This window comes from Nonomuraea sp. NPDC050643, from assembly GCF_040654715.1.
Lineage (GTDB): Bacteria > Actinomycetota > Actinomycetes > Streptosporangiales > Streptosporangiaceae > Nonomuraea.
Genome location: NZ_JBFAIM010000001.1, coordinates 61886 through 84334, shown reverse-complemented (window position 1 = coordinate 84334; position 22449 = coordinate 61886). Strand labels below are relative to the sequence as shown.

Here is a 22449-nt window from a genome sequence, read left to right as displayed (position 1 = left end):
CGACCGCTTCACGGCTCCATGCCTCGGGAGGAACAAGTGAGGCTACGGTCCCTGCTGGCCTGCGCCATGTCGCTGGCCGTGACATCGGCCGTGCTCTGCGCGGCTCCGGCGCTACAAGCCGATACCACCGACACCGCCGATCCGATCATCAGCCCGGCGCTCGTCTCGGAGATCCAGGCGAAGAACCGGGTGCGGTCCATCATCCAGCTCAAACCGGGCCAGGACGCCCAGGCCGTGGCGGCCGACCTCGAACAGGCCTCCGACAGCGCCCGGGTGCTGGAATCCGCGCAGTCGCCCCACTTCTTCGTCGCCGAGGTCGACCGCCCGACGCTGGAGAAGATCAAGAAGGACGTGCGTGTCCAGTCCGTCTACAAGGACGAGCTGAGCATGCCCTTTCTCGACGCCAGCACCGCCCTCATCCGCTCGACCCAGGCCAACCAGGCCGGCTGGACCGGCACGGGCGCCACGATCGCCGTGCTCGACACGGGGATCGACCGCGACCACCCGTTCTTCACCGGCCGGATCGTGGACGAGGCGTGCTTCTCCTCCTCCGACGCCAGCGACGGCAGCGTCTCGCTCTGCCCGAACAACCAGCCCACCCAGACGGGCGCCGGCGCGGCCGACGCCGAGACCACGCAGTGCATCGTCAACGGCGCCAACGCCTGCTCCCACGGCTCGCACGTGGCCGGCATCGCGGCCGGCCGGATGGCCACGGGCGCGCCGGCCAACGGCGTCGCCCCCGAGGCCCGCCTCCTCCCGATCCAGGTCTTCAGCCGCATCGACAACCCGCTCACGTGCGCGCTCGGCGGCACCAGGGCGCCGTGCTTCCTCAGCTACACCTCCGACCAGAAGCTGGCGCTCGAGTACGTGACGCGCGCGGTCAGGACCCACAACGTGGCGGCGGTGAACATGAGCCTCGGCGGGGGCGGCCCGTTCACCGAGGCGTGCGACGGCAACGCCAGCGCGGCGGCGGTCAAGCCCGAGTTCGACGCGCTGGCCGGGCTCGGGGTCGCGCCGGTGGTCGCGGCCGGCAACAACGGCTTCTCGAACGGCGTCTCCGCCCCCGCCTGCATCTCCACGGCCGTCACGGTGGGTGCCACGGACGACCGTGACTCCCTGGCCCAGTTCACCAACCGCGGGCCGCTGCTCGACCTGTTCGCGCCGGGGGTGAGCATCAACTCCTCGGTGCCCGACGACGCGTACGACGAGAAGAGCGGCACCTCGATGTCCGCGCCGCACGTGGCGGGGGCGTTCGCGCTGATGCGGCAGGCCTACCCGGACTTCACGGTGGCGCAGAGCCTGCAGCGGCTGCGGGACACCGGCGCGCCCATCCAGTTCGACGCCGGCGGCACGCCGGTGATCACGGCGCGTATCGACATGGAACGTGCCACCACCGCCACGCGCGCCGCCGCGGATCCCCGCGCCTGACGGAACTCGCGAAACGGCCAGGCCCTCTGTGGCCTGGCCTTTTCGCATGGTGAAACGACAACGACGCCTACCACAACAAGAAGCTATAACGGTCCCTCCTGCCCCCTCTGACATCTGTTGTCCGATAACTACACTTCTGCTGACATCAACCCCTGGAACCCCGGAGGAACAGGTTGAGACTGTCGTCTCTGCTGACCGGCGCCATCGCGTTAGCCGCCACCTCGGTCACGCTGGTCGCCACACCCGCTCTCGCCGAACCCGACTCCAAGATCGACCCCGCGATCACGGCGACCGGCGAGCACCGCGCGATCGTCAGTGTGAAGGAGGCCGCCCAGGTCAAGTCCGTGCAGACGAGCGCGGAGGAGATCAAGCAGGGCAGGAACGTATACGCGCAGGCGCCCGCCGAGCTGGCGGACAAGCTGGACTTCTTCGTCTACCGCGGCACCCGCGCGGAGCTCGAGAAGATCGCCGAGGAATCGGACGTCGTCTCGATCCGCAGGGACAAGCTCAACGAGCCGACGCTGGTCGACAGTGTGAAGCTCATCGGGGCGGACTCCGTGCAGGGGCTGGGCTACACCGGCGAGGGCACGTCGGTGGCGATCCTCGACACGGGCATCGACAACGACCACCCGGCCTTCGGTGACCGCATCGTGTCCGAGGCCTGCTTCTCGGCCGCCGACCCGGTGGACAACTCCACGCCGCTGTGCCCGAACGGCACCCAGAGCGAGATCGGCGTCGGCGCCGCCAGCGCCTCCACGGCGGCCTGCACGACGGGCGCGCCGCAGCCGCAGTACGGCCTGTGCTACCACGGCACGCACGTGGCGGGCATCACGGCCGGCCAGGCCACGGCCGACTTCGCGGCCAACGGCGTCGCGCCGAAGGCCAAGATCGTGCCGGTGCAGGTGTTCAGCCGCTTCGACAACTCGCCGTACTGCGCCGGCCGTCCGGTGTGCATCCTGGCCTACGACTCCTCGATCCTGGCCGGCATGGCCTACGCGGACTCGCTGGCCGACTCGCTCAACATCGCCTCGGTGAACCTGAGCCTGGGCGGCGGCGCGTACACCGCGAGCTGTGACACGACCGACGGGGCCGACTTCAAGGCCGGCGTCGACAGCCTCCTCGCCAAGGGCACCGCGACCGTGGTGGCCTCGGGCAACAACGGCTTCGCCGCCGGTGTGTCGTGGCCGGCCTGCGTGTCGACCACGGTGGCCGTGGGCGCCACGGACAAGGCTGACGCGGTGGCGTCCTTCTCCAACCGTGGCACGCTGATCGACGTGTACGCGCCGGGCGTGGCGATCACCGCCGCGATCACGGGCGACACGTACGCGGCGCTGAACGGCACCTCGATGGCCGCCCCGCACGTCGCGGGCGCCTTCGCCCTGCTGCACCAGCGTCGTCCCGCCGCCACGGTGGACACGGTGCTGGCCGCGCTGAAGGCCACGGGCAAGCCGATCACGTACGCGAGCGGGGGCGTCAACATCACGACGCCGCGCATCGACGTCCGTGCGGCGTTCCGCAGGATCTGACCCCTTCCGGGTCCGGGCCCGTCCAGCGCTTCACGCGCCGGGCGGGCCCGCTCCTTTTGCCCTGCCTGTCCTCGTACGATGAGCGTGTGCACGGCCTTCTCCGCTCTGTGTGGGACGAGCCCGGTCCCCCGAACCCCCCACGCCGGGTGTGGCGGGACTGGGTGCTCGTAGGGGTGCTCGCGCCGGCCATCGTGCTCGAGGGGCTCCTGCGCCAGGACCTCGAGTGGCGGCCGCTCTCGATGGTCTTCGCTCTCGTGATGCTGCCCACGCTGTTATGGCGCCGTACCAGGCCGCTGCTCATGCTGGCGATCCCCGTCGTCCTCACGAGCCTGATCCAGCTCCTGACGGGCGCCGACCCCGCGGAGATGTCCGCGATGGCGTACCTGCTGCTCCTGCTCTACTCGCTGTCCCGCTGGGGGTCCGGCCGGGAGGCGCTCAGCGGGATGGCGCTGATCACCGCCGCGGTGCTCGCCGCGGTGGCCGCCCACCGTCTCGTCGCCGCCGACATCGTCGGCGCCTTCACCGTGGTGTTCGCGGCGATCGCCCTGGGCGGCACCTTCCGCTACCGGGCCAGGGCCCGGATGCGCGAGCTCGACCAGGTCAAACTGCTCGAACGCGAGCAACTCGCCCGCGACCTGCACGACACCGTCGCCCACCACGTCTCGGCGATGGCCATCCGCGCCCAGGCGGGCATCGCCACGGCGGCGGCGCGCCCCGACGGCGCGGTCGAGGCCGCGGTCGAGGCGCTGCGCGTGATCGAGGCCGAGGCCTCCCGCACGCTCGCCGAGATGCGGGCCATGGTCCGCGTCCTGCGCCGCGACGAGCCGCCCGAGCTGGCCCCCAACCCGCACATCGCCGACCTGGAACACCTGGCCGGCCACGCCCGCGTCGGCCCGTCCGTCAACGTCGAGCTGGCCGGCGACCTCGACGACCTGCCCCCGACGGTGGGCTCCGCGATCTACCGCATCGCCCAGGAGTCGGTCACCAACGCCAGGCGGCACGCGCGGCACGCCACCCGCATCGAGGTCAGCGTGGCGGCCGACGACACCACGGTGCGCCTGCGGGTGAGCGACGACGGCGACAGCAGCTCCGGCCGCCCGGCCCCGGCCCCCGGGTACGGCCTCATGGGCATGATCGAACGCGCCGGCCTGCTGGGCGGCACCTGCGAGGCCGGCCCCAACCCCGGCCGAGGCTGGACCGTGACCGCCGAACTGCCCCGTACAGGAGCCCCCACATGACCGACCCGAACATCCGGGTGATCGTCGCCGACGACCAGGAGATCGCCAGGACCGGCCTCCGGATGATCCTCGACGCGCAGCCGGGCATCGAGGTCGTCGCCGAGGCCGCCGACGGCCGGCGGGCCGTCGAGCTCGCCCGCCGCCTGCGCCCCGACGTGTGCCTATTCGACATCCGCATGCCCCGCTGCGACGGCATCGAGGCCACCCGCCTGCTCGCCGGGCCGGACGTCGACCAGCCGATGGCCGTCGTCGTCATCACCACGTTCGACCTCGACGAATACGTCTATGCCGCCCTCCGGGCCGGCGCCCGTGGCTTCCTGCTCAAGGACGCGGGCCCCGACCTGCTGTCCCAGGCGGTACGCGCGGCGGCCAACGGCGACGCGCTGATCGCCCCGAGCATCACCGCCCGCCTGCTCTCGGCCTTCGCCGGCGCGGGCCCGTCGGCGCCCCCGGCGCAGCCCATCGAGGCCCTCACCTACCGGGAGGAGCAGATCCTCGCGACCGTGGCGCGTGGCCGGACGAACAGCGAGATCGCCGCCGAGCTGCACATCTCGCTCAGCACCGTCAAAAGCCACGTCGCGAGCCTGATGACCAAGCTCGGCGTCCGCAACCGCGTCGAGATCGCCATGTGGGCCTACGAGACCAAGCGCCTAAAAACCTGATCCCCGCCGGCGGATGATCCATTCAGCCACCACCACGTTGACCGCCCACGCGGCCCCCAGGAGCAGCGCCCTGGTCTGCTCCCCCGGCGTGCCCGCGAACAGGGACCAGCCGAGCAGGACGACGAACTGCGACCCCGCGCCGAGCCCGATCGCGTACGCCCGCGTCATCCACGCCCGATGGCGGCGCACGTCCTGGCGGCGGATCGCGGCGACCCCGAGCCCGACGCAGACCGCCATGGCCGACCCGAACCCGAGCCGGAACACCGACAGCAGCCCTTCGTCACCGGCGGGCAGCGCGTAGAACAGCGTCATCCAGATCCCGGACAGCGCCGTGGCCAGCCCGCACACGACCAGCAGCCGTCCGGCGCCCCGATGCCAGCCCGGCCTGCGGCGGCGGAAGCGGGGCGCGAACTGGAAGGCGCCCAGCACGGTGTACAGCGAGACGGCCACGATGTGCGCGACCACCGGCAGGGGCGCCGCGAAGAACCGCGCGTTCGCCGGCGTGACGTCCGCGCCACCGGCCAGCTCGCCCAGCCGGAGGCCGCCGGCCAGCAGGGGCACGGCACTGAGCGCGATCAATCCGGCGGGCACGAGCCATCCCGCCCTGCTCTTCACCTCGGTCATGCCCCGATCGTGACGCCCGGCACGGCGGCGGCACATCGCCCCGGCGGCCTGCCCGAGAGGGCCGATCGGCCGGTCAAGAGGTCGTACTTTCGGCCGTTGAGCAGCCGCGCGACGCCCGCTCACACTGAAGCCCACACCCCCGGCGCTCCACGAGGAGAAGCGATGAAGGCGTTCGTCCTACGCTCGTTCGGCTCACCCGACGCCCTCGAGCTGACCGAGCTCGACAAGCCCCGGCCCGGCCCCGGCGAGGTGCTGGTCCGGGTACGGGCCACCTCCGTCCAGCCCTGGGACTGGCACCTCATGCGCGGCGAGCCGTACGTCGCCCGCTTCATGGGCGGCGGCCCCGGCCTGCGTAAACCCAAGATCACCGTGCTGGGCGCCGACCTGGCCGGCGAGGTCGAGGCGATCGGCGCGGGCGTGACGGAGTTCGCGCCGGGCGACGAGGTGTACGCCATGCCCAAGGGTGGCGGCTTCGCCGAATACGCCTGCGTACCGGAGAGCGAGCTGGTGCTCAAGCCCGCCAACCTGACGTTCGAGGAGGCCGCGTCGGTCCCGCTGGCCGCCAACACGGCGCTGATCGGCCTGCGCGACCAGGCCCGCGTCGGCCCCGGCCACGACGTGCTGGTCAACGGCGCCTCGGGCGGGGTGGGCACGTTCGCCGTCCAGCTCGCCAAGGCGTACGGCGCCCACGTGACCGGCGTCTGCAGCACCCGCAACCTGGACCTGGTCCGCTCGCTCGGCGCGGACGAGGTCATCGACTACACCAAGGAGGACTTCACCCGCGACGGCCACCGCTACGACGTCCTGCTCTACGTGGCCGGCGACCGCCCGTTCTCCGACTGCCGCCGGGCGCTGAAGCGCAAGGGCGCCCACGTCATGGTCGGCGGCTCGGCCGGCCGCTGGTTCCAGCCCGCGGGCCGGGTGTTCTCGACGTTCGCCAAGGCGCCGTTCGTGTCACAGAGGGTGCTGCTGGCCGACGTGATCCACTGCAGGCAGAACAAGCGCAACCTGACGGCCCTGACCGAGCTCATCGAGGCCGGCAAGGTGACCCCGGTCATCGACCGGGTGTTCTCCTTCGATCAGATCCCCGCCGCGGTGAGGTATCAGGAGGAGGGCCACGCGCCCGGCAAGGTCGTCGTCACGATCTGACCGCCGCACCCGCCGTAGAGCCCCTCGACCCCGGCCAGCCGGACGTCCCCGGGGACGTCCGCCTGGAACCCGGCGGCCGTGCTCCTCCCGCGCCGGCACCGCCACGTCCACCCAGATCTGCGTCCGGTCGTGCGGATCGGCCACCGTAGATCTCTGAGCCCATTTCGATTTGTGTCGCTTAGGGTGGCTTTTATGGACGCAGGCAAGGCGATCTTCGAAACCGTCGACAAGCTTCGCCAGCGGCGCACCGCCCCGCTGGTGCTCGAGCTCGATCTCACCGAGGGCCTCACCGAAGGCCCCCCGACGGACCCGCTCGCCGCGGTGCTGTCCATGCGCAAGACGCGCCTGTCCGACGTCCTGTCCGGGCTCAAGCGCGCCAGGCAGGACCCGCGGGTCAAGGCGCTCGTCGTGAAGCTCGGGGGGCAGCCGCTCGGGCTGGCCATGGTGCAGGAGCTGCGGCAGGCGGTGGTCCACTTCCGGGCCTCGGGCAAGCTGACCGTGGCGTTCGCCGAGACGTTCGGGGAGTTCGGCGGCGGGACGGTGCCCTACTACCTGGCCACCGCCTTCGAGCGCCTCTACCTGCAGCCGAGCGGCGACGTCGGGCTGACCGGGGTGGCCCTGGAGCAGCGCTTCCTCAAGGGGGCGCTGACGAAGCTGGGCGTGGAGTTCGAGGCCGGGCAGCGGCACGAGTACAAGACCGCCGTCAACACCTTCACCCAGGACCACATGACCGAGCCGCACCGCGAGTCGATGGCCCGCATCGTGGAGTCGGTCACCGAGACGATGGTCGCCGGCATCGCCGACGGCCGCCGGCTCGATCCGGACAAGGTGCGCGAGCTGATCGACCGGGGTCCGTTCACGGCCGCCGAGGCGCAGGAGTCCGGGCTGGTCGACGGGCTGGCCTACCGGGACGAGGTGTACGACGAGATCAAGCGGGCCGCGGGCGCCGACGCCCACCTGCAGTTCATCTCCAGGTACGCCCGCGCCGCGAGCGTGCGCAAGCTCCCCCACCCCATGACCGACGGCGTCGCGCTCGTCCACGGCACCGGCATGATCAAGGCCGGTCGCAGCGGCCGGAGCCCGCTCGGCGGGGGCGGCGCGATGGGCTCCGACACGATCAGCGCCGCGCTCAGGGCGGCCAGGCGCGACGAGCACGTCAAGGCCGTCGTCTTCCGGGTGGACAGCCCCGGCGGCTCGTACGTGGCCTCCGACACCGTCTGGCGTGAGGTGACGCTGACCCGCAAGGTCAAGCCGGTGATCGTCTCGATGGGCGACCTGGCCGCCTCCGGCGGTTACTTCATCTCGATGGCCGCCGACGTGATCGTGGCCCAGCCCGGCACGCTGACCGGCTCCATCGGCGTGTACGGCGGCAAGCCCGTCTTCTCCGAATTGCTCACCAAAATGGGGATAAATTCGGAATTGGTGGCCGAGGGGGTCAACGCCGGGATGTTCTCCACGTCCCGCGGCTTCTCCCCCGAGCAATGGGAGCGCATCAACGCCTGGCTCGACCGCATCTACGACGACTTCGTGGGCAAGGTCGCCAAGAGCCGCGACCTGACCCGCGAACGCGCCCACGAGCTGGCCCGCGGCCGCGTCTGGACCGGCGCCGACGCCCACGCCAACGGCCTGGTCGACGAGCTGGGCGGTCTGGAGGACGCGCTGGCGCTGGCCAGGAAGCGGGCCGGGCTCGCGGACGACGCTCCCGTGCGCACCTACCCGCGGCTCAACCCGCTGGAGCGCCTGCGCGGCCCGGAGTCGAGCGAGGACAAGTCCGCCGCCCTGGCCAGGATCCGGCTGGACGCCTGGGGACCGCTCGCCCGCCTGTCGGCCGAGCTGGGCCTGCCGGCCGCCGGGCCGCTCATCCTGCCGGAGTGGTACACGATCCGCTGATCAGGCGGCTCACGCCGGTCAGTGGTCAGGTGCCCATCGGGCGGTAGCGGGCCCTGAGGCGTACCAGGGGCTGGAGGGCGGAGTCGACGTAGGCGACGGCGAGGACCGTCGCGACGAAAAGCGTGTGGTCGCCCGCCGGGACCACCCTGGTGGTCTCGGCCTCGATCGCGGCCACGCCGCCCTCCACCACCAGCGCGCCGCTCTGCTCGCCCCGGTGGTGCGGCGTCCCCGCGACCAGCAGGCGGGCGCTCGGCCGGCCCGGGGTCGCGAACCGGCTGGCGACGGCGGCCTGGCCGGCGGAGAGCAGGGAGGCGGCCCAGCGGTCCTGCCGGAGCAGGACCTCGTTGAGATAGCCGCGGCTGGCCAGGCTGACCAGCACGAGCGGGGGCTCCAGGGAGACGGACATCAGCGCCGACACCGTGGTGCCGACGTCGTCGCGGCCGTCGCGTACGGTGACCACCGCGACCCCGGCCGCGAGCTGGGCCATGGCCTCCGTGAACTCGCTCACCGCGAGGGCCCCAGCGGAGCCCTCGCGGGAAGCGTCAGCCCAGGCCGTTGGTGGTCAGCCATTCCTTGGCCACGGTCGCGGGCTCGTCCTTGTTGACGGAGATCTTCTGCATCATCTCCAGTAGGGACTCGGTGGTCAGCTTCGCCGAGACACCGTTCAGCGTCGTCTTGATCGTGTCGTTCGCCGACGCCTTGTGCAGCAGCGGGACCACGTTCTGGGCGGGGAAGATGTTCTTGGGGTCCTCGAGCGGCACGAGGTTGTTGGCCGTCATCTTGGGGTCGGTGGTGAACACGTTGCCGACCTGGATCGTGCCGTCCTTCAGCGCGTCCGCGGTGGTCGGTCCGGTGGGCTTCCACTCCTTGAACTCGAGCCCGTAGACCTCCTTGAACCGCGTCTCCCACCGCTTCTTGAACTCGGGCGGGCCGCCGACGACCATGGTCTTGGAGACCTTGGCCAGGTCTTCGATCGTGGTCAGCGACTGCTTGGTCTGCGTGTCCTTGGAGATCGACAGGCTGTCCTTGTCCTCGGCGGGCGAGGAGTCGAGCACCTCCAGCTCCGCGGGCAGCTTCTCCTTCAGCGCCGTGTTGACCTCGTCGGTGGTCGCGGCGGTGGCCTTGAGGTCGATGAAGGCGAGCAGGTTGCCGTTGTACTCCGGCACGATCGTCAGGCCGCCACTCTTGACCTGGTCATAGACCGCCTCGCGGCTGCCGATGCGCGGCTTCTCCTCGACCTGCACACCCTTGGCCTCCAGGGCCTGGGCGTAGATCGAGGCGAGCAGCACGCTCTCGTCGAAGTCGAAGGAGCCGATGACGGCCTTGCCCCCGCCCGAGGCCGAACCGGTGGGAGCCGCGCTCGTCGATTCGAGCGGGTTGCCCCCCGTGGTGCCGCCGCCGCCACCGCAGGCGGCCAGCGCGAGCATCGCCGTGAGGAAGGCCCCCGCGATGCCGTACTTGCGTCTCATCTTGCTTTTCCCTTCTCAAGCGGGAGGTAATACAGGAGATTAGCGGACTTTGAGTCGCTGGCTCACCCCCGGAGAGACCGTCACCCTCTGGACGAGGGTGAACAGGATCTGCACCACCAGCGCGAACAGCACAATCAGTACAGAACCCCCGACGACGCTCGCGTAATCCTTCGTGGCGAAACCGTCGATCACGTACCGGCCGAGCCCGCCCAGCCCGGTGTACGCGGCCACCGTGGTCGTGGCCACGACCTGGATCGCCGACAACCGGCACCCGAGCAGGATGAGCGGCAGCGCGACCGGCACCAGCACCCGCCCGAGCACCTGCCCGCCGCGCAGGCCCATCCCGTACGCGGCGTCGCGCAACTCCGGATCGACCCCCTTGATGCCCTCGAACGTGTTCACCAGGATCGGCGGCACCGACAGCAGCACCAGCGGAATGATCACCGGCCAGATCGACGCCGCGCCCAGCAGCAGCACGAACATCACCAGCAGCCCCAGCGTGGGCAGCGCCCTGGCCAGGTTCGCGGAGACCACGACGACCACCTCGCCGCGGCCGGTGTGCCCGATCAGCAGCCCCAGCGGCACGGCGATCAGCACGGCCAGCAGCAGCGCCAGCGCCGAGAACTCCAGGTGTTCCAGCAGGCGCGCGGGGATGCCGCCGGGACCCGACCAGTTCTCGCCGTTGCCGAAGAACTCGCCGATCCACGCCAGGAACGAGGTCAGCCAGCCCACGACACACCCTCCCTGCGGTAGTACGCGATCATGAAGCCGTTCCCCTCCGCGCCCGCACCCAGGGGGTGAGCAGGCGCTGCGCCAGGACCAGCAGCCCGTCGGCGATCAGCGCCAGCGCCACGATCAGCACGATGCCGACGATCACCGGCGGCATGAACGGATTCTGGTACGCCCGCGTGAACAGCCCGCCGAGCCCGCCCTGCCCGATCAGCGCGCCCACGCTGACCAGGCTGATGCTGGAGACCGCGACCACGCGCAGCCCGGCCAGCACCACCGGCACGGCGATCGGCAGCTCGACCTGCAGCAGCCGGCGCAGCGGCGTGAACCCCATGGCCACGGCCGACTGCCGGACGTGGTCGGGCACCGATCCGAGCCCGTCGACCACGGCCGGGATCAGCACGGCCATGCCGTAGAAGGTCAGCGGGATGATCACGGTGGTCTGCGACAGCCCGGTCACCGAGATCAGCAGCATGAAGACCGGCAGCGACGGCAGCGCGTACACGACGTTCATCAGGCCCGAGGTGGGCTGGTAGAGCCAGCGGAAGCGGACGCAGGCCAGGCCGAGGGGCAGCGCGATCAGGAGCGAGACCACGATCGGCACGATGGACATCGTCAGGTGGTCGGTGAGCAGGTTCCTGATGCTGTCGACCCGGCCGGTGTCCCAGTTACGCCCGATCCACTCCCATAGAGAAGGAGGACCATCACCCATCTGCGGCCTCCGCCAGCGCCTCGTCCAGCGCCTCCCTGGTCGCCACACCGACGACCTTGCCCTCGCCGTCCACGGCCACCGCGCAGCCGGACGGCGACAGCAGCGCCGCGTCGAGGGCGGAGCGCATCGAGTCGTGACCGAGCAGGAACGTGCCGTACGCCTCCAGCTTCCCCGGCCGCGCCGGGGCCAGCCAGCCGACCGGCCGGTCGCCGTCGTCCACGACGAGCAGCCACGGCTCGGCCGAGCCGGCGCCGTCGGAGCCCTCCTGAACGGCCAGGTCCGTACGCAGCCGCAGCCCCTCCGTGGAGACGAACTGCAGGCGCCGGATCCCCCGGTCGTGCCCGAGGAACTCCCTGACGAAGTCGTCGGCCGGGTCGGCCAGCAGCGTTCTGGGGTCGGCGAGCTGCGCCAGCTCACCGCCCACCCGCAGGACCGCCACCCGGTCGCCCAGCTTGATGGCCTCGTCGATGTCGTGGGTGACGAACACGATGGTCTTGTTCAGGTCGTTCTGCAGTCTGAGCAGTTCGTCCTGCAGGCTCGTGCGGACGATCGGGTCGACCGCGCTGAACGGCTCGTCCATGAGCAGCACCGGCGGGTCGGCGGCCAGCGCCCTGGCCACGCCCACACGCTGCTGCTGCCCGCCGGAGAGCTGGAAGGGGTAGCGCCCGGCGAAGGCCGGGTCGAGCCCCACCCTTTCGAGCAGTTCCATGGCCCGGTCGCGGGCCTTCTTCTTGTCCCAGCCGAGCAGGTAGGGGACGGTGGCGATGTTGTCGATGATCTTCCGGTGCGGGAAGAGCCCGGCCTGCTGGATGACGTAGCCGATGCCGCGCCGTAGCGTCGGCGGGTCGATGCCCTGCACCGGCTTACCGTCGAGCAGGATCTGGCCCTCCGTGGCGTCGATCATGCGATTGATCATCCGGAGGGAGGTCGTCTTCCCGCATCCGGACGGCCCGACGAACACGGTGATCTCGCCGGTGGGAGCCTCAAGGCTGAGGTGGTCCACCGCGACCGTTCCGTCTGGGTAACGTTTGGTGACAGCGTCGAATGTGATCACGCGCGAACTCTCGCTTCGGGCTTTTCTGGCAGGGCCGCAGCCCCCGTGCCACGACCGCCGCATGATCTCGGTGGAGCACACACTACGGGGATTCGTCCTGCCCTGTCCTCCTGGGATTGTCTTAAACGCTTCACTTGACCTGGGAGATTCAGATGAATCTGGATCTGGTAGTGCGCCGGACCGAGGTGAGTTGGCATGATTACCCCCACGAACATCTGACGTAATACTCCACAATCTCCTGACGCGCACCCCCCACCCGCACCCCCTCAGCGTCCGCACAGAGCAAGAGGAACCGGCCCCGTGTCCCAGCCGCTCATCGATCAGCGCCAGCGCACGGAAGTGATCGCAGAGCTCTACGACCGCCACGCCGCAGGGCTGTTCGCGTACGTCGCCGACCAGCTCGGCGACCTCGGCTCAGCGTCCGACGTCCTGGTGTCCGTGCTCAGCGGCGTTCCCGACGCCCCGCCGCCGCGCGCCGCGCTCTACGCCTTCGCCCGCCGCGAGATCCACCGGCGGGACATCGTCTACTCTCCCCCCGCCGTCGATCCGCTCATCGACCCCGCCACCGCCCTCGTCGAGCGCTCCCTGCGCGAGCTACGCCCGCACCAGCGCGAAGTGCTCATGCTGTGCGCGGTGTGCGGGCTGGGCCGGGCCGAGCTGGCCTGGGTGCTGGACGTCGCGCCCGACACCGCCGAAGAGCTGACGGTGGGGGCGGGACACCGGTTCCGGCAGTCGCTGGGCCAGGCGCTCGCCTCGACCGGTGTCCGGGTGCCCAAGCCGGTGGCCGACATCTACGGCGCCCTGGGCATCGCCCCACTGCGTGACGTGCTCGGCCGCCTGCCCTGGCCGCAGCCGCCGGGCGCGCTGCGCATCCACTTCGCGGGCTCCCGTACGCGGCCGCCCGCGCCGATGTTCGTCAAACCCCGCTGGCCCAGCCCTCCTGTATGGCCGCAACCGCTGGCCGACGCCGATCCGGCGACCAGCACGGTCATCTTCCCCGCCGAGCTCATGACCCCGCCGTCCACGTCGCGGGTCGCCGAACACGAGGCGACCACGGCTCCGATGCCGAAATATCGCGACGCTCCGGATTCGGCCTATCCCCTGGGGGACGTGCTCGACTCCCCGACGCCGCTGAGAGACCTTCTGGGCTCGGATTCACCGCGGCGTGCCCTCCTTCGAAAGGACCCATTGAGCGCGCCTACGCCGTTCGAAGAGCAGCGAGATTCCGGGCTTCCGCCCCAGGAGCGCCCGTTCTTCCTGGCGGAGCCGGACCCCAACGGGGCCGAGCCGTTCGCGACAGGTGATGTGATCCTGCCCAAGGACGCGCCGGACCCGTACATGACGGGCGACGTCCTGGTCCACCGAGGCCCGGCCCGCCCGCTCCCCCGGCCGTCCCGCTCCGAGCGCCGCCAGCAGCAGTCGTCGGAGCCTCCCCTGGAGCAGCCGCCGTCCGCCTTCCAGCCGGACCCCCGGCAGGCGCAGTGGGTGTTCCGCGCCGACCCCCAGCGATCGCAGTCCGCCTTCCAGCCGGAGCCGCGACGGTCACCGTCCGCGGCGTTCCAGCCGGAGCCCCGGCGATCGCCCTCCGCCTTCCAACCCGAGCCGCAGCGGTCGCCCGCCGTCCAGCCGGACTACCAGCGATCGCCGTCCTTCCGGCCCGAGCCGCGGCGGTCACCCGCCGTCCAGCCCGAGCCGAAGCGGTCGCCCATCTTCCAGCCGGAGCCGCAGCGGTCGCGGTCCCCGTTCCGGTCGGAGCCCCGGCAGCAGTCGTCGGGGTTCCGCGCCCAGCCGTCAGCCCAGCCGTCGGCCCAGCCGTCGGCGCGGCAGACCCGCGAGTCCGCGGCGCCGCTGTTCCGGCCGCGGTCCAAGGCGGCCAAGCCGGCCAAGCCCGCCAAACCCGGCAGGCCGGCGAAGGCCGCCAAGTCCGTCGAGCCCGTCTACCTGCTGCCCGAGGACCTGCGGGAGACCTCACCGGCGGAGGCGCCCTCGCGGGAGGAGCCGGTGAGCAGGGCCGCCCGGGAGTCCTCGGTCCTGGCGCCGCGCCCCATTCGGGCGCGGCCCGTGCCCAAGCGGCGCCCGGAGGTCACGGCCCGCCCCCAGAAGATCCGCCGCCGCAGGAACCGCCACTACGACTGGGCCTGGGAGCTCGTCGGGTTCCTGATCTGCGTGGCGATCGCGATGATCGTCTTCTTCTCCATGCCCATCTTCGTCCACCCGTGACCCATCCGGTCGGTCCCTATGACCGGCCGGTGAAGGGCGTCACGTCGAAGTCCGCCAGCCGGACCGGGTCGGCGAGGATGTCGAGGGCCACGATCCTGCCCCCGGCGACCGTCACGGCCCCGATCGCCGCCGCCCGGCCGTGCCGTACGACGAGCATGCCCGCGGTGCCGTTGACCAGCACCGGATAGCCGTCCGCGGCCATGCCCCGGAACAGGAACGCCTCCTTGGCCACCGTGAGCGCCCCGCGCAGCTCGCTCCACGCCTTGGCGACCACAGGACCGGAGTCGGTCCGCAGCACCACGTCGGGATGCAGCAGCGACACGAGCGCGTCGAAGTCACCGTCCCGCGAGGCCGCCATGAACGCCTCCACCACCTCCCGCTGCCGCGAGATGTCCGGGTCCGGCTCCACGGCCGCCTCGCGCACCCGGCGGCGGGCCCTGCTGGCGATCTGCCGGGTGGCCGCCGGCGTGCGGTCGATGATGGGGGCGATCTCGTCGAACGGGACGGCGAACATGTCGTGCAGCACGAACGCCAGCCGCTCCGTCGGCTCCAGCGCCTGCAGCACCACCAGCAGCGCCAGCCCCACCGAGTCGGCCATGAGCGCCTCGCTCTCCGGGTCGGCGCCGTCGCCCAGGCTCACGACCGGGTCGGGCATGCGGATCTCCAACGGCTCCTCGCGGCGGGTCTCGCGCGAGCGCAGCATGTTCAGGCAGACCCGGGCCACGACCGTGGTGAGCCAGGCGCCCAGGTTCCGCACGTCGCCCGTGTCGGTGCGGTCGAGCCTGATCCACGCCTCCTGCACCGCGTCGTCGGCCTCGCTCACCGAGCCCAGCATCCGGTAGGCGACGGCCCTCAGGTGGCCGCGGTTGGCCTCGAAGAGGCCGGTCAGCGATTCCTTGTCGTCCATCTGTCACATTCCTTCGTCGGCGCGCGTCATTGCTGTGACCAATGAAAGCGGGCCGGTGTGACGCCGGCCCCGGCACCCCAGTGGAGCGAATGATGGAAGCACGGATGGGACAGCCCGCCGTCGTACTGCCCGGAGCCATGCAGTCCCTGCACGCGCTCGGCGGGAACATCGACGGCGCCGGGCTGCCCAAGCCTCTGCTCGACCTCGTCTACCTGCGGGCGAGCCAGATCAACGGCTGCAGCGTGTGCATGGACATGCACGCCCGCGACCTGAAGAAGAGCGGCGAGAGCGACGAGCGGCTCTGGTCGGTGGCGGGCTGGCGCGACGCGCCGTACTTCACCGACGAGGAGCGCGCGGCGCTCGCCCTCACCGAGGCCCTCACCCGGCTGAGCGACCGGCCCGAGGCGGTCTCCGACGAGGTGTGGAGCCAGGCGGCCGACCACTTCAACGAGACCGAGCTGGCCGCGCTGCTCGTGGGCATCGGCGTCATCAACCTGTGGAACCGCCTGAACGCCGCCACCCACCAGGTGGCCGGCGCCTGGACCGGCTGATCAGCCCGCCGACAGGATCAGCCCGCTCGTCGGCACGCCGGTGCCGGCGGTGACCAGGACGTTCGTGACGTCACCGAGCTGGTTGGCGGCCGTGCCCCTGATCTGGCGGACGGCTTCGGCGATGCCGTTCATGCCATGGATGTAGGCCTCTCCGAGCTGGCCTCCGTGCGGGTTGACGGGGAGACGGCCGTCCAGCTCGATGCCGCCGTCCTTGAGGAAGCCGGGCGCCTCGCCCCGGCCGCAGAAGCCGAGCTCCTCGAGCTGGGCCAGGACGAACGGGGTGAAGTGGTCGTACAGGATGGCGGTCCGGATGTCGGCGGGGGTCAGCCCTGACCGCTCGTAGAGGCGGCGGCCCACGACGGACATCTCCGGAAGGCCGCTCATGTCGTCGCGGTAGTAGCTGGTCATCATCATCTGGCCGGAGGCCGAGCCCTGAGCCGCCGCCGCGATGTACGCGGGCGATCTGCGCAGGTCGCGAGCCCGTTCGGCGGAGGTCACGACCAGGGCCACCGCGCCGTCGCTCTCCTGGCAGCAGTCGAGCAGGTGCAGCGGCTCCACGATCCAGCGGGAGGCCTGGTGCTCCTCCAGCGTGATGGGCCGCCCGTGGAACCAGGCGGCCGGGTTGGTGGCCGCGTGCCTGCGCATGGCGACCGCGACCCGGCCGAAGTCTTCGGAGGTGGCGCCGTAGACGTGCATGTAGCGCCGGGCGAACATGGCGACCCAGGCCGCGGGCGTCATCAGCCCGTACGGCACGTGCCAGCTCATCTCCAGCCCCTGCGAGGTGGGCTCGCCGGTGAGCCGGGCGTTCGGCTGGCCGAAGCGGCGGCCCGACCGCTCGTTGAAGGCGCGGTAGCAGACCACCGTCTCCGCCATGCCCGTGGCCACGGCCATGGCCGCGTGGGCGACGGTGCCGCAGGCCGCGCCGCCGCCGTACTCGACCCTGGAGAAGAACGTCAGGTCTCCGACGCCCACCTCCCTGGCCACGGCGATCTCCTGGTTGGAGTCCTGGCTGTAGGTGACCATGCCGTCGACGTCACCGGGCGACAGCCCGGCGTCGTCCAGGGCCGCCAGCACGGCCTCGGCGGCCAGCCGCAGCTCGGAGCGTCCTGACTTCTTGCTGAACTCGGTGGCGCCGATGCCGGCGATGGCCGTGCGGGAGTGCGACAACGCCTTGCTCTCCTTCTCAGTGAGCCGGGGGAAGTGTCAGGAGCACGGTGCCGGTGGCGTGGTCGCCCAGGCTCACCTTGCCGCGTACCTCGACCGCGAACCGGCCGTCCTCGTGCGACACGACGGTCCCGTTGAAGCTCAGGCGGTCGCCCGCGTACGCCGGGACGCCCAGCTTGACGTTGATGCGCTTGATGACGGCCTGGGGGCCCGCCCAGTCGGTCACGTAGCGCTCGACCAGGCCCATCGTGGTCAGGATGTTGAGGAAGATGTCCTTCGAGCCCTGGGCGCGGGCGAGCTGCGTGTCATGGTGCACCGGCGTGAAGTCCATGGTGGCCAGGGCCGTGGAGACGACCACGGTGGGCGTCAGGTCGATGGACAGCTCCGGCAGCACGGAACCTATGTGGACCTCGTCTTCCCGCATCACGGCTCCCGGGGCGTCCACATCGGCAGGACGAGCTGGTCGTCCATGGGGCGATAGGTCACGCGCAATGCCATACCGATACCCACCTCCTCAGGCGGACAGTCCACGATGTTGCCCACGATCCGCACACCTTCCGGCAGCTCCACCACGCCCACCACGAACGGGGTCTCGCGGCCCGGCACCGGCGGGTGGTGGTGCACGACGTAACTGAACAGGGTCCCCTCGCCGCTCGCGACCGTGTGCGCGCGGTTGGCCGAGCGGCAGCGGGGGCACAGCGGGCCCGGCGGGTGCCGCAGCTCGCCGCAGTCGGCGCAGGACTGGATACGCAGCTCACCCTGCTCGACGCCCTCCCAGAAGAAGGCCGTGTCCTGGTTGATCGCGGGCCGCAGCGGGTACGGCGGGAGCGCCTCGCGTTTGTCCGGCGGACGGAACTTGAGCACCCGGAAGAGCATCTCGGCCACCGGCTCGTCGTCCTCGTCGTACCAGGTGACGTTCCAGGTGGCGAAGAAGCCCACGCCGAGCGCCGTGCGCTTCGGGCCGGTCAGGCCGCTGAAGCGGGTGGCGGGGGTGAGGCTTTCGCCGAGGCGCGCGTACCGGTGGTAGGTCTGCTCGCAGTTGGTCGCCACCACGCCGGTGTAGCCGTTGTCGTCGAGCGCGACCAGGATGTCGTCCACCGGCGAGCGGTCCTTGGCCCGGGCGCGCGGGCCCTGCATGGTCCACACCTGCGCCATCGCGGGCGGGGCCACGCCTTGCTCCAGGTAGGCCGGGTTGGTGTCGCCCATGGCGTCCAACCAGTGCCTGATCATGGGGACGTTCACGGGGTCGGCGGCCGGGGCGCCGCGGAGCTCGCCCAGGGCCGTCTGCTTGCCCGCCAGCTCGTGCAGCTCCTCGTCGGTCATCGCGGTGTCCCTCGTCGCGCCGTCGGTCATCGCGGCGGCCTCGGCAGGCTCAGGCCGAGCATGGCGATCAGCTCCCGCTGCACCTCGTTCACCCCGCCGCCGAACGTCAGCACCACCGCGCCCTTGGCCCCGTGGTCCACGCGTTCGAGCAGCTCGGCGGTCTGGGGGTCCGCCGGGTCGCCGTATCTGGCCAGGGTGTCGCCGACGATCCGGCCGGCCTCCTGCATGCGCTCCGAGCCGTAGATCTTGGTGGCCGACGCGTCGGGGGCGCCCAGCCAGCCGAGGTCCATGTTGGCCGCGACCTGCCAGTTCAGCAGTTCGTTGGTGCGGAAGGCCGCCCACACCTTGGCCAGCGCACGCCGTACGTCCGGGTTGTCCGCCTGGCCGGTGCGGCGGGCCCAGGCGAGGAAGCGGTCGTAGGTCCCGCCGAGGTTGCCGGCCGGGCCGAGCGTGACGCGTTCGTGGTTGAGCTGGTTGACGATCAGGTCCCAGCCTCGGTCCACCTCGCCGACCACCATGTCCACGGGGACGCGGACGTCGGAGTAGTAGGTGGAGTTCGTGTGGTGGCGGCCGTCCATGGTGACGATCGGGGTCCAGGAGAAGCCGGGGTCCTCCGTGGAGGCGATCATCATGGTGATGCCCTTGTGCTTCTTGGCCGTCGGGTTGGTCCGCGCGGCCAGCCAGATGTACTGGGCGTAGTGGGCGCCGCTGGTGAAGATCTTCTGGCCGTTCACCACGTAATGGTCGCCGTCCAGCACCGCCGTGGTCCGCAGGGAGGCCAGGTCGGTGCCCGCCTCGGGCTCGCTGTAACCGATCGCGAAGTGGCACTCGCCGGCCAGGATGCGCGGCAGGAAGAGGTCCTTCTGCGCGGGGCTGCCGTACTGCATGAGCGTGGGCCCGACGGTCTGCACCGTGATGATCGGGTACGGGACGCCGGCCCGGGCGATCTCGTTGGCGAAGATCTGCTGCTCCAGGGGGCCGTAGCCGCCCCCGCCGTACTCCTTGGGCCAGCCGAGCCCCAGCTTGCCGTCGCGGCCGAGACGGCGGCAGTGCTCCATGTACGCCCCGCCGAACGGGTCCTCGGCGATCTTCCTGCGGTCCTCGTCGGTGAGGCAGCCCTGGAAGTACTCGCGCAGCTCGTCGCGGAGCCCGCGCTGGTCGGGGGTGAGGTCGATCAGCATCAGACGAGCGCTCCGATCAGGTCGAGCTGGGCGTCGGCGCCACCGAGCAGGTGGGACAGGTGCTTGGCCTGCGCGAAGTAGCGATGCAGCGGGTACGTCACGTCGAGCCCGAGCCCGCCGTGCAGGTGCTGGCACGTGTAGAGCGCCTTGACGGCCTCACCCACGTGGTACGCCGCCAGCGCCAGGTCCTCCTCGGCCGGCAGCCCCTCGGCCAGCCGCCAGGCCCCCGACCACATGGCCACGTCCAGTGCCCGACCGGCGATGTAGACGTCGGCGATCTGCATGGTCACCGCCTGGAACTCGGCCAGCGCCCGCCCGAACTGCCGCCTGGTCTTGATGTAGGAGGTGGTCAGCTCCAGCGCGCCCGCCAGCACGCCGCTCGCCTGGGCCGCGACCCCGGCCGTGAACAGCCGCCGCGCCTCGGCGACCCCTTCGGGCCCCGCCACCCGCTCGGCCGGGGTCCCGTCGAGGACGATGGTCGCGGCGGGCTCGCCGGTCGAGGTGAACTCGGGGGCCGAGTCCACATTCCCGGCCAGGAACAGGCCCTCGGCGGCGGTGACCAGCACCGCGGCCCCGGGGTTGAGCACGGAGACCTTGCGGCCCGTCAGGGTCCATCCGTCCCCGTCGGGCCGGGCGGCGGTCAGGGGAGGTTCGGCCAGGCCGCGGCCGGGCTCGCGGAGCGCGAGCGCGCATTCGAGGCGCTGCTGGTCAGGTGTGCCATAGCGGGCCAGGGTCAGCGTGCTCACCAGCGTCGCCAGGGCCGGCACCGGCGCGGCCCGCGCCCCCACCTCCCGCAGCACCACGGCCATCTCCACCGGCCCGAGCCCGGCCCCGCCCGCCTCCTCGGGCACGCACACGCTCATGAGGCCGGCCTGCCGGAACCGCTCGTCGTCCCCCTCCCGGGCCAGGACCTCGGCCGCCAGCTTCTTCAGATCCTGCTGGGTTTCGTCCAGGTTGAAATCCATCTCACGTCTCCAAGAGGTGGTGCCTGCCGTGCCGTACGAACTCCTCCTCGATCCCCTTGACGTCCTCGCCGGTCAGCGGCCGGAGCCCGTCCGGGGTGCGCCACCAGACCGGGTCGGCGCCGCGCCACGCCTCGCGGGCCAGCCGCCGTTTGATGACCTTGTGCGAAGCCGTCTGGGGCAGTTCCTTGGAAAGGCGGATATAGCGGGGTAAGGCTTTGGCGCCCAGATCACGGCGGGACGCCAGGAACGCCGTGAACGCGACGGGGTCGAAGTCCCCCTCCAGCACGAGCGCCGCCATGACCTGGTCACCGGCCGCCGGGTCGGGCACCGGGTACACCGCCGCCTCCACCACCCCGCCGAACTCCCGCAGCGCGGCCTCGATGGGGGCGACGGCCAGGTTCTCGCCGTCCACGCGCAGGCGCTCGGTGCCGCGCCCGGCGAAGAAGACGTACCCGTCGGCGTCGGCGTAGGCCAGGTCGCCGGACCAGAACGCGCCCTCCCTGATCCGCTCGGCGTCCGCCTCGGGGTCGTTGTAGTAGCCGTCGAACAGCCCGAGCCCGGCCGTGTTGACCAGTTCGCCGACCGCCTCCTCGGCGTTCAGCAGCCGGCCGTCCTCGATCACGCCGGGCGGGCAGGGCAGGCCGGTGAAGGGGTCGAGGATCCGCACGCCCTCCGGCATGCGGCCCAGGCAGCCCGGCGGCCCGGAGGGGTCGGGGGTGAGCGAGATGGCGGTCTCCGTGGAGCCGAAGGCGTCGATCACGTGGCAGCCGAACCGCTCCCCGAACCTCCTGGTCGCGACCGCGCTCCCCTCGTTGCCGAAGGCGATCTTGAGCGGGTTGCCGGCGTCGCCGGGGTGTTCGGGGGTGGCCAGGACGTACGACAGGGCCTTGCCGACGTAGTGGAGGTACGTGCAGCCGTACCGTCTGAGGTCGGGCAGCAGGCCGGAGGCCGAGAAGCGGCGCCGCAGCACCAGCGCCGCCCCGGAGGCCACGGCCGGGGCGTAGGCGGCCATGAGGGCGCCGGAGTGGAACAGCGGCATCGAGCAGTAGACGACGTCGGCGGGTGTGAGCAGGGCCGCCAGGCTCACCCCGGGGACGGCGAGCTTGCGCTGCGTGATCCGCACGGCGCGGGGGCGGCCGGAGGTGCCCGAGGTGAAGATCAGCATCACCAGGTCCGCGGGGTCGGGCTCCGCGGCGGCCGTCTTCTCCAGGGCGAGCGGCAGCGCCTCCACGCCCAGCCCCTCGGCCACCGCCGCCGCGAGCCCGGCGTACGCGCCGTCCGCCAGGAGCAGGTCCACGTCGGTGGCGCGGGCGTCGCGGATCAGCTCGTCGACCGAGCGCGTGGGGTTGAGGGCGACGACCACGTGGCCGGTCAGCGCCGCGCCGCCCAGGAGGAAGACCAGCTCGGGCACGTTCTCGCTGAGCACCCCGACGTGTGACCCCATACCACGTCCGGAGAGCCAGGCCCCGGCGGACAGGCAGGCGGCGACGTGCTCGCGCCATGACCACACCGCGTCCTCGAACAGCAGCCCGGGCCGATCGTCCTCGGCCCGCGCGAGAAGCAGGGACGCGAGCGTGTCCGCGGTCATCGCTCCTCCAGCAAGCGCTAGGTCAGCCGAATCGCAAACTAGAACAGATTCTAATATCTGTCCAGTGGG

21 protein-coding genes are annotated in these 22449 nt (G+C 71.4%); 8 read left to right on the top strand and 13 right to left on the bottom strand.

Annotated features, from left to right (window positions below):
- Window positions 1-36 precede the first annotated feature (36 nt).
- The 4 genes from AB0I15_RS00390 to AB0I15_RS00375 all read left to right on the top strand — a co-directional run bounded on the left by AB0I15_RS00390 (window position 37) and on the right by AB0I15_RS00375 (window position 4854).
- Complete coding sequence (locus tag AB0I15_RS00390; RefSeq protein ID WP_358087760.1) at window positions 37-1428, top strand: S8 family serine peptidase; 1392 nt, start codon at window positions 37-39, stop codon at window positions 1426-1428.
- A 173-nt stretch (window positions 1429-1601) separates the two neighbouring features.
- Window positions 1602-2954, top strand: coding sequence for a S8 family serine peptidase (locus tag AB0I15_RS00385; protein ID WP_358087757.1), 1353 nt, complete (start codon window positions 1602-1604; stop codon window positions 2952-2954).
- Window positions 2955-3040: 86 nt separating this feature from the next.
- Window positions 3041-4192, top strand: a complete 1152-nt coding sequence (locus tag AB0I15_RS00380) for a histidine kinase (RefSeq protein ID WP_358087754.1) — start codon at window positions 3041-3043, stop codon at window positions 4190-4192.
- A complete protein-coding gene (locus tag AB0I15_RS00375) occupies window positions 4189-4854 on the top strand; it encodes a response regulator transcription factor (protein WP_358087751.1) in 666 nt (221 codons plus the stop codon). The genes AB0I15_RS00380 and AB0I15_RS00375 overlap by 4 nt, the downstream gene beginning before the upstream one ends.
- Here AB0I15_RS00375 and AB0I15_RS00370 read toward each other — a convergent pair.
- Window positions 4843-5478, bottom strand: coding sequence for a DUF2306 domain-containing protein (locus AB0I15_RS00370; protein WP_358087747.1), 636 nt, complete (start codon window positions 5476-5478; stop codon window positions 4843-4845). The two genes, AB0I15_RS00375 and AB0I15_RS00370, sit on opposite strands and share 12 nt — an antisense overlap.
- Before the next feature lie 162 nt (window positions 5479-5640).
- On the opposite strand from AB0I15_RS00370, the gene AB0I15_RS00365 reads away from it, so the two are divergent.
- On the top strand, window positions 5641-6627 hold the full coding sequence (locus tag AB0I15_RS00365; protein WP_358087744.1) for an NAD(P)-dependent alcohol dehydrogenase: 987 nt from the start codon (window positions 5641-5643) through the stop codon (window positions 6625-6627).
- A 192-nt stretch (window positions 6628-6819) separates the two neighbouring features.
- Window positions 6820-8517: a signal peptide peptidase SppA gene (gene sppA, locus AB0I15_RS00360; protein WP_358087741.1), complete on the top strand. Its 1698-nt coding sequence runs from the start codon at window positions 6820-6822 to the stop codon at window positions 8515-8517.
- A gap of 25 nt (window positions 8518-8542) precedes the next feature.
- Here the strand turns inward: sppA and AB0I15_RS00355 are convergent, their stop codons facing one another.
- Genes AB0I15_RS00355 through AB0I15_RS00335 form a run of 5 tightly spaced genes read right to left on the bottom strand, consistent with a single transcriptional unit; the run spans window position 8543 to window position 12481 of the window.
- Window positions 8543-9025, bottom strand: a complete 483-nt coding sequence (locus tag AB0I15_RS00355) for a flavin reductase family protein (protein ID WP_358087738.1) — start codon at window positions 9023-9025, stop codon at window positions 8543-8545.
- A 34-nt stretch (window positions 9026-9059) separates the two neighbouring features.
- Window positions 9060-9986 carry an ABC transporter substrate-binding protein gene (locus AB0I15_RS00350; protein ID WP_358087735.1) on the bottom strand — a complete coding sequence of 309 codons (927 nt, stop codon included), beginning with the start codon at window positions 9984-9986 and terminating at the stop codon, window positions 9060-9062.
- Window positions 9987-10025: 39 nt separating this feature from the next.
- A complete protein-coding gene (locus AB0I15_RS00345; RefSeq protein WP_358087732.1) occupies window positions 10026-10718 on the bottom strand; it encodes an ABC transporter permease in 693 nt (230 codons plus the stop codon).
- Window positions 10719-10746: 28 nt separating this feature from the next.
- On the bottom strand, window positions 10747-11427 hold the full coding sequence (locus AB0I15_RS00340) for an ABC transporter permease subunit (RefSeq protein WP_358087729.1): 681 nt from the start codon (window positions 11425-11427) through the stop codon (window positions 10747-10749).
- Entirely contained in the window at window positions 11420-12481 is a 1062-nt protein-coding gene (locus AB0I15_RS00335; protein ID WP_358087726.1) for an ATP-binding cassette domain-containing protein, read from the bottom strand. Before AB0I15_RS00335 ends, AB0I15_RS00340 begins: the two co-directional genes overlap by 8 nt.
- A gap of 300 nt (window positions 12482-12781) precedes the next feature.
- On the opposite strand from AB0I15_RS00335, the gene AB0I15_RS00330 reads away from it, so the two are divergent.
- On the top strand, window positions 12782-14701 hold the full coding sequence (locus tag AB0I15_RS00330; RefSeq protein WP_358087724.1) for a hypothetical protein: 1920 nt from the start codon (window positions 12782-12784) through the stop codon (window positions 14699-14701).
- Between the two features lie 16 nt (window positions 14702-14717).
- Here AB0I15_RS00330 and AB0I15_RS00325 read toward each other — a convergent pair whose 3' ends face one another.
- Window positions 14718-15608, bottom strand: a complete 891-nt coding sequence (locus tag AB0I15_RS00325; protein ID WP_358087721.1) for a sigma-70 family RNA polymerase sigma factor — start codon at window positions 15606-15608, stop codon at window positions 14718-14720.
- A 104-nt stretch (window positions 15609-15712) separates the two neighbouring features.
- On the opposite strand from AB0I15_RS00325, the gene AB0I15_RS00320 reads away from it, so the two are divergent.
- Window positions 15713-16159 carry a carboxymuconolactone decarboxylase family protein gene (locus AB0I15_RS00320; RefSeq protein WP_358087719.1) on the top strand — a complete coding sequence of 149 codons (447 nt, stop codon included), beginning with the start codon at window positions 15713-15715 and terminating at the stop codon, window positions 16157-16159.
- On the opposite strand, the gene AB0I15_RS00315 is transcribed toward AB0I15_RS00320, so the two are convergent.
- From AB0I15_RS00315 to AB0I15_RS00290, 6 genes are read right to left on the bottom strand one after another with little or no spacing between them, the layout of a single operon-like run.
- Entirely contained in the window at window positions 16160-17326 is a 1167-nt protein-coding gene (locus tag AB0I15_RS00315) for a lipid-transfer protein (protein ID WP_358087717.1), read from the bottom strand.
- 16 nt (window positions 17327-17342) lie between these two features.
- Window positions 17343-17747, bottom strand: a complete 405-nt coding sequence (locus AB0I15_RS00310) for a MaoC/PaaZ C-terminal domain-containing protein (protein ID WP_358087715.1) — start codon at window positions 17745-17747, stop codon at window positions 17343-17345.
- Entirely contained in the window at window positions 17747-18646 is a 900-nt protein-coding gene (locus AB0I15_RS00305) for a bifunctional MaoC family dehydratase N-terminal/OB-fold nucleic acid binding domain-containing protein (RefSeq protein ID WP_358087713.1), read from the bottom strand. The genes AB0I15_RS00310 and AB0I15_RS00305 overlap by 1 nt, the downstream gene beginning before the upstream one ends.
- Window positions 18647-18672: 26 nt before the next feature.
- The gene (locus AB0I15_RS00300; protein ID WP_358087710.1) at window positions 18673-19827 is read right to left on the bottom strand and encodes an acyl-CoA dehydrogenase family protein; all 1155 of its coding nucleotides are present in this window, start codon (window positions 19825-19827) and stop codon (window positions 18673-18675) included.
- Window positions 19827-20792: an acyl-CoA dehydrogenase family protein gene (locus AB0I15_RS00295; RefSeq protein ID WP_358087708.1), complete on the bottom strand. Its 966-nt coding sequence runs from the start codon at window positions 20790-20792 to the stop codon at window positions 19827-19829. Before AB0I15_RS00295 ends, AB0I15_RS00300 begins: the two co-directional genes overlap by 1 nt.
- A 1-nt stretch (window position 20793) precedes the next feature.
- Window positions 20794-22380 (bottom strand): AMP-binding protein, encoded by a 1587-nt coding sequence (locus tag AB0I15_RS00290; RefSeq protein WP_358087705.1) that lies wholly within the window; start codon window positions 22378-22380, stop codon window positions 20794-20796.
- Between the last annotated feature and the right edge of the window lie 69 nt (window positions 22381-22449).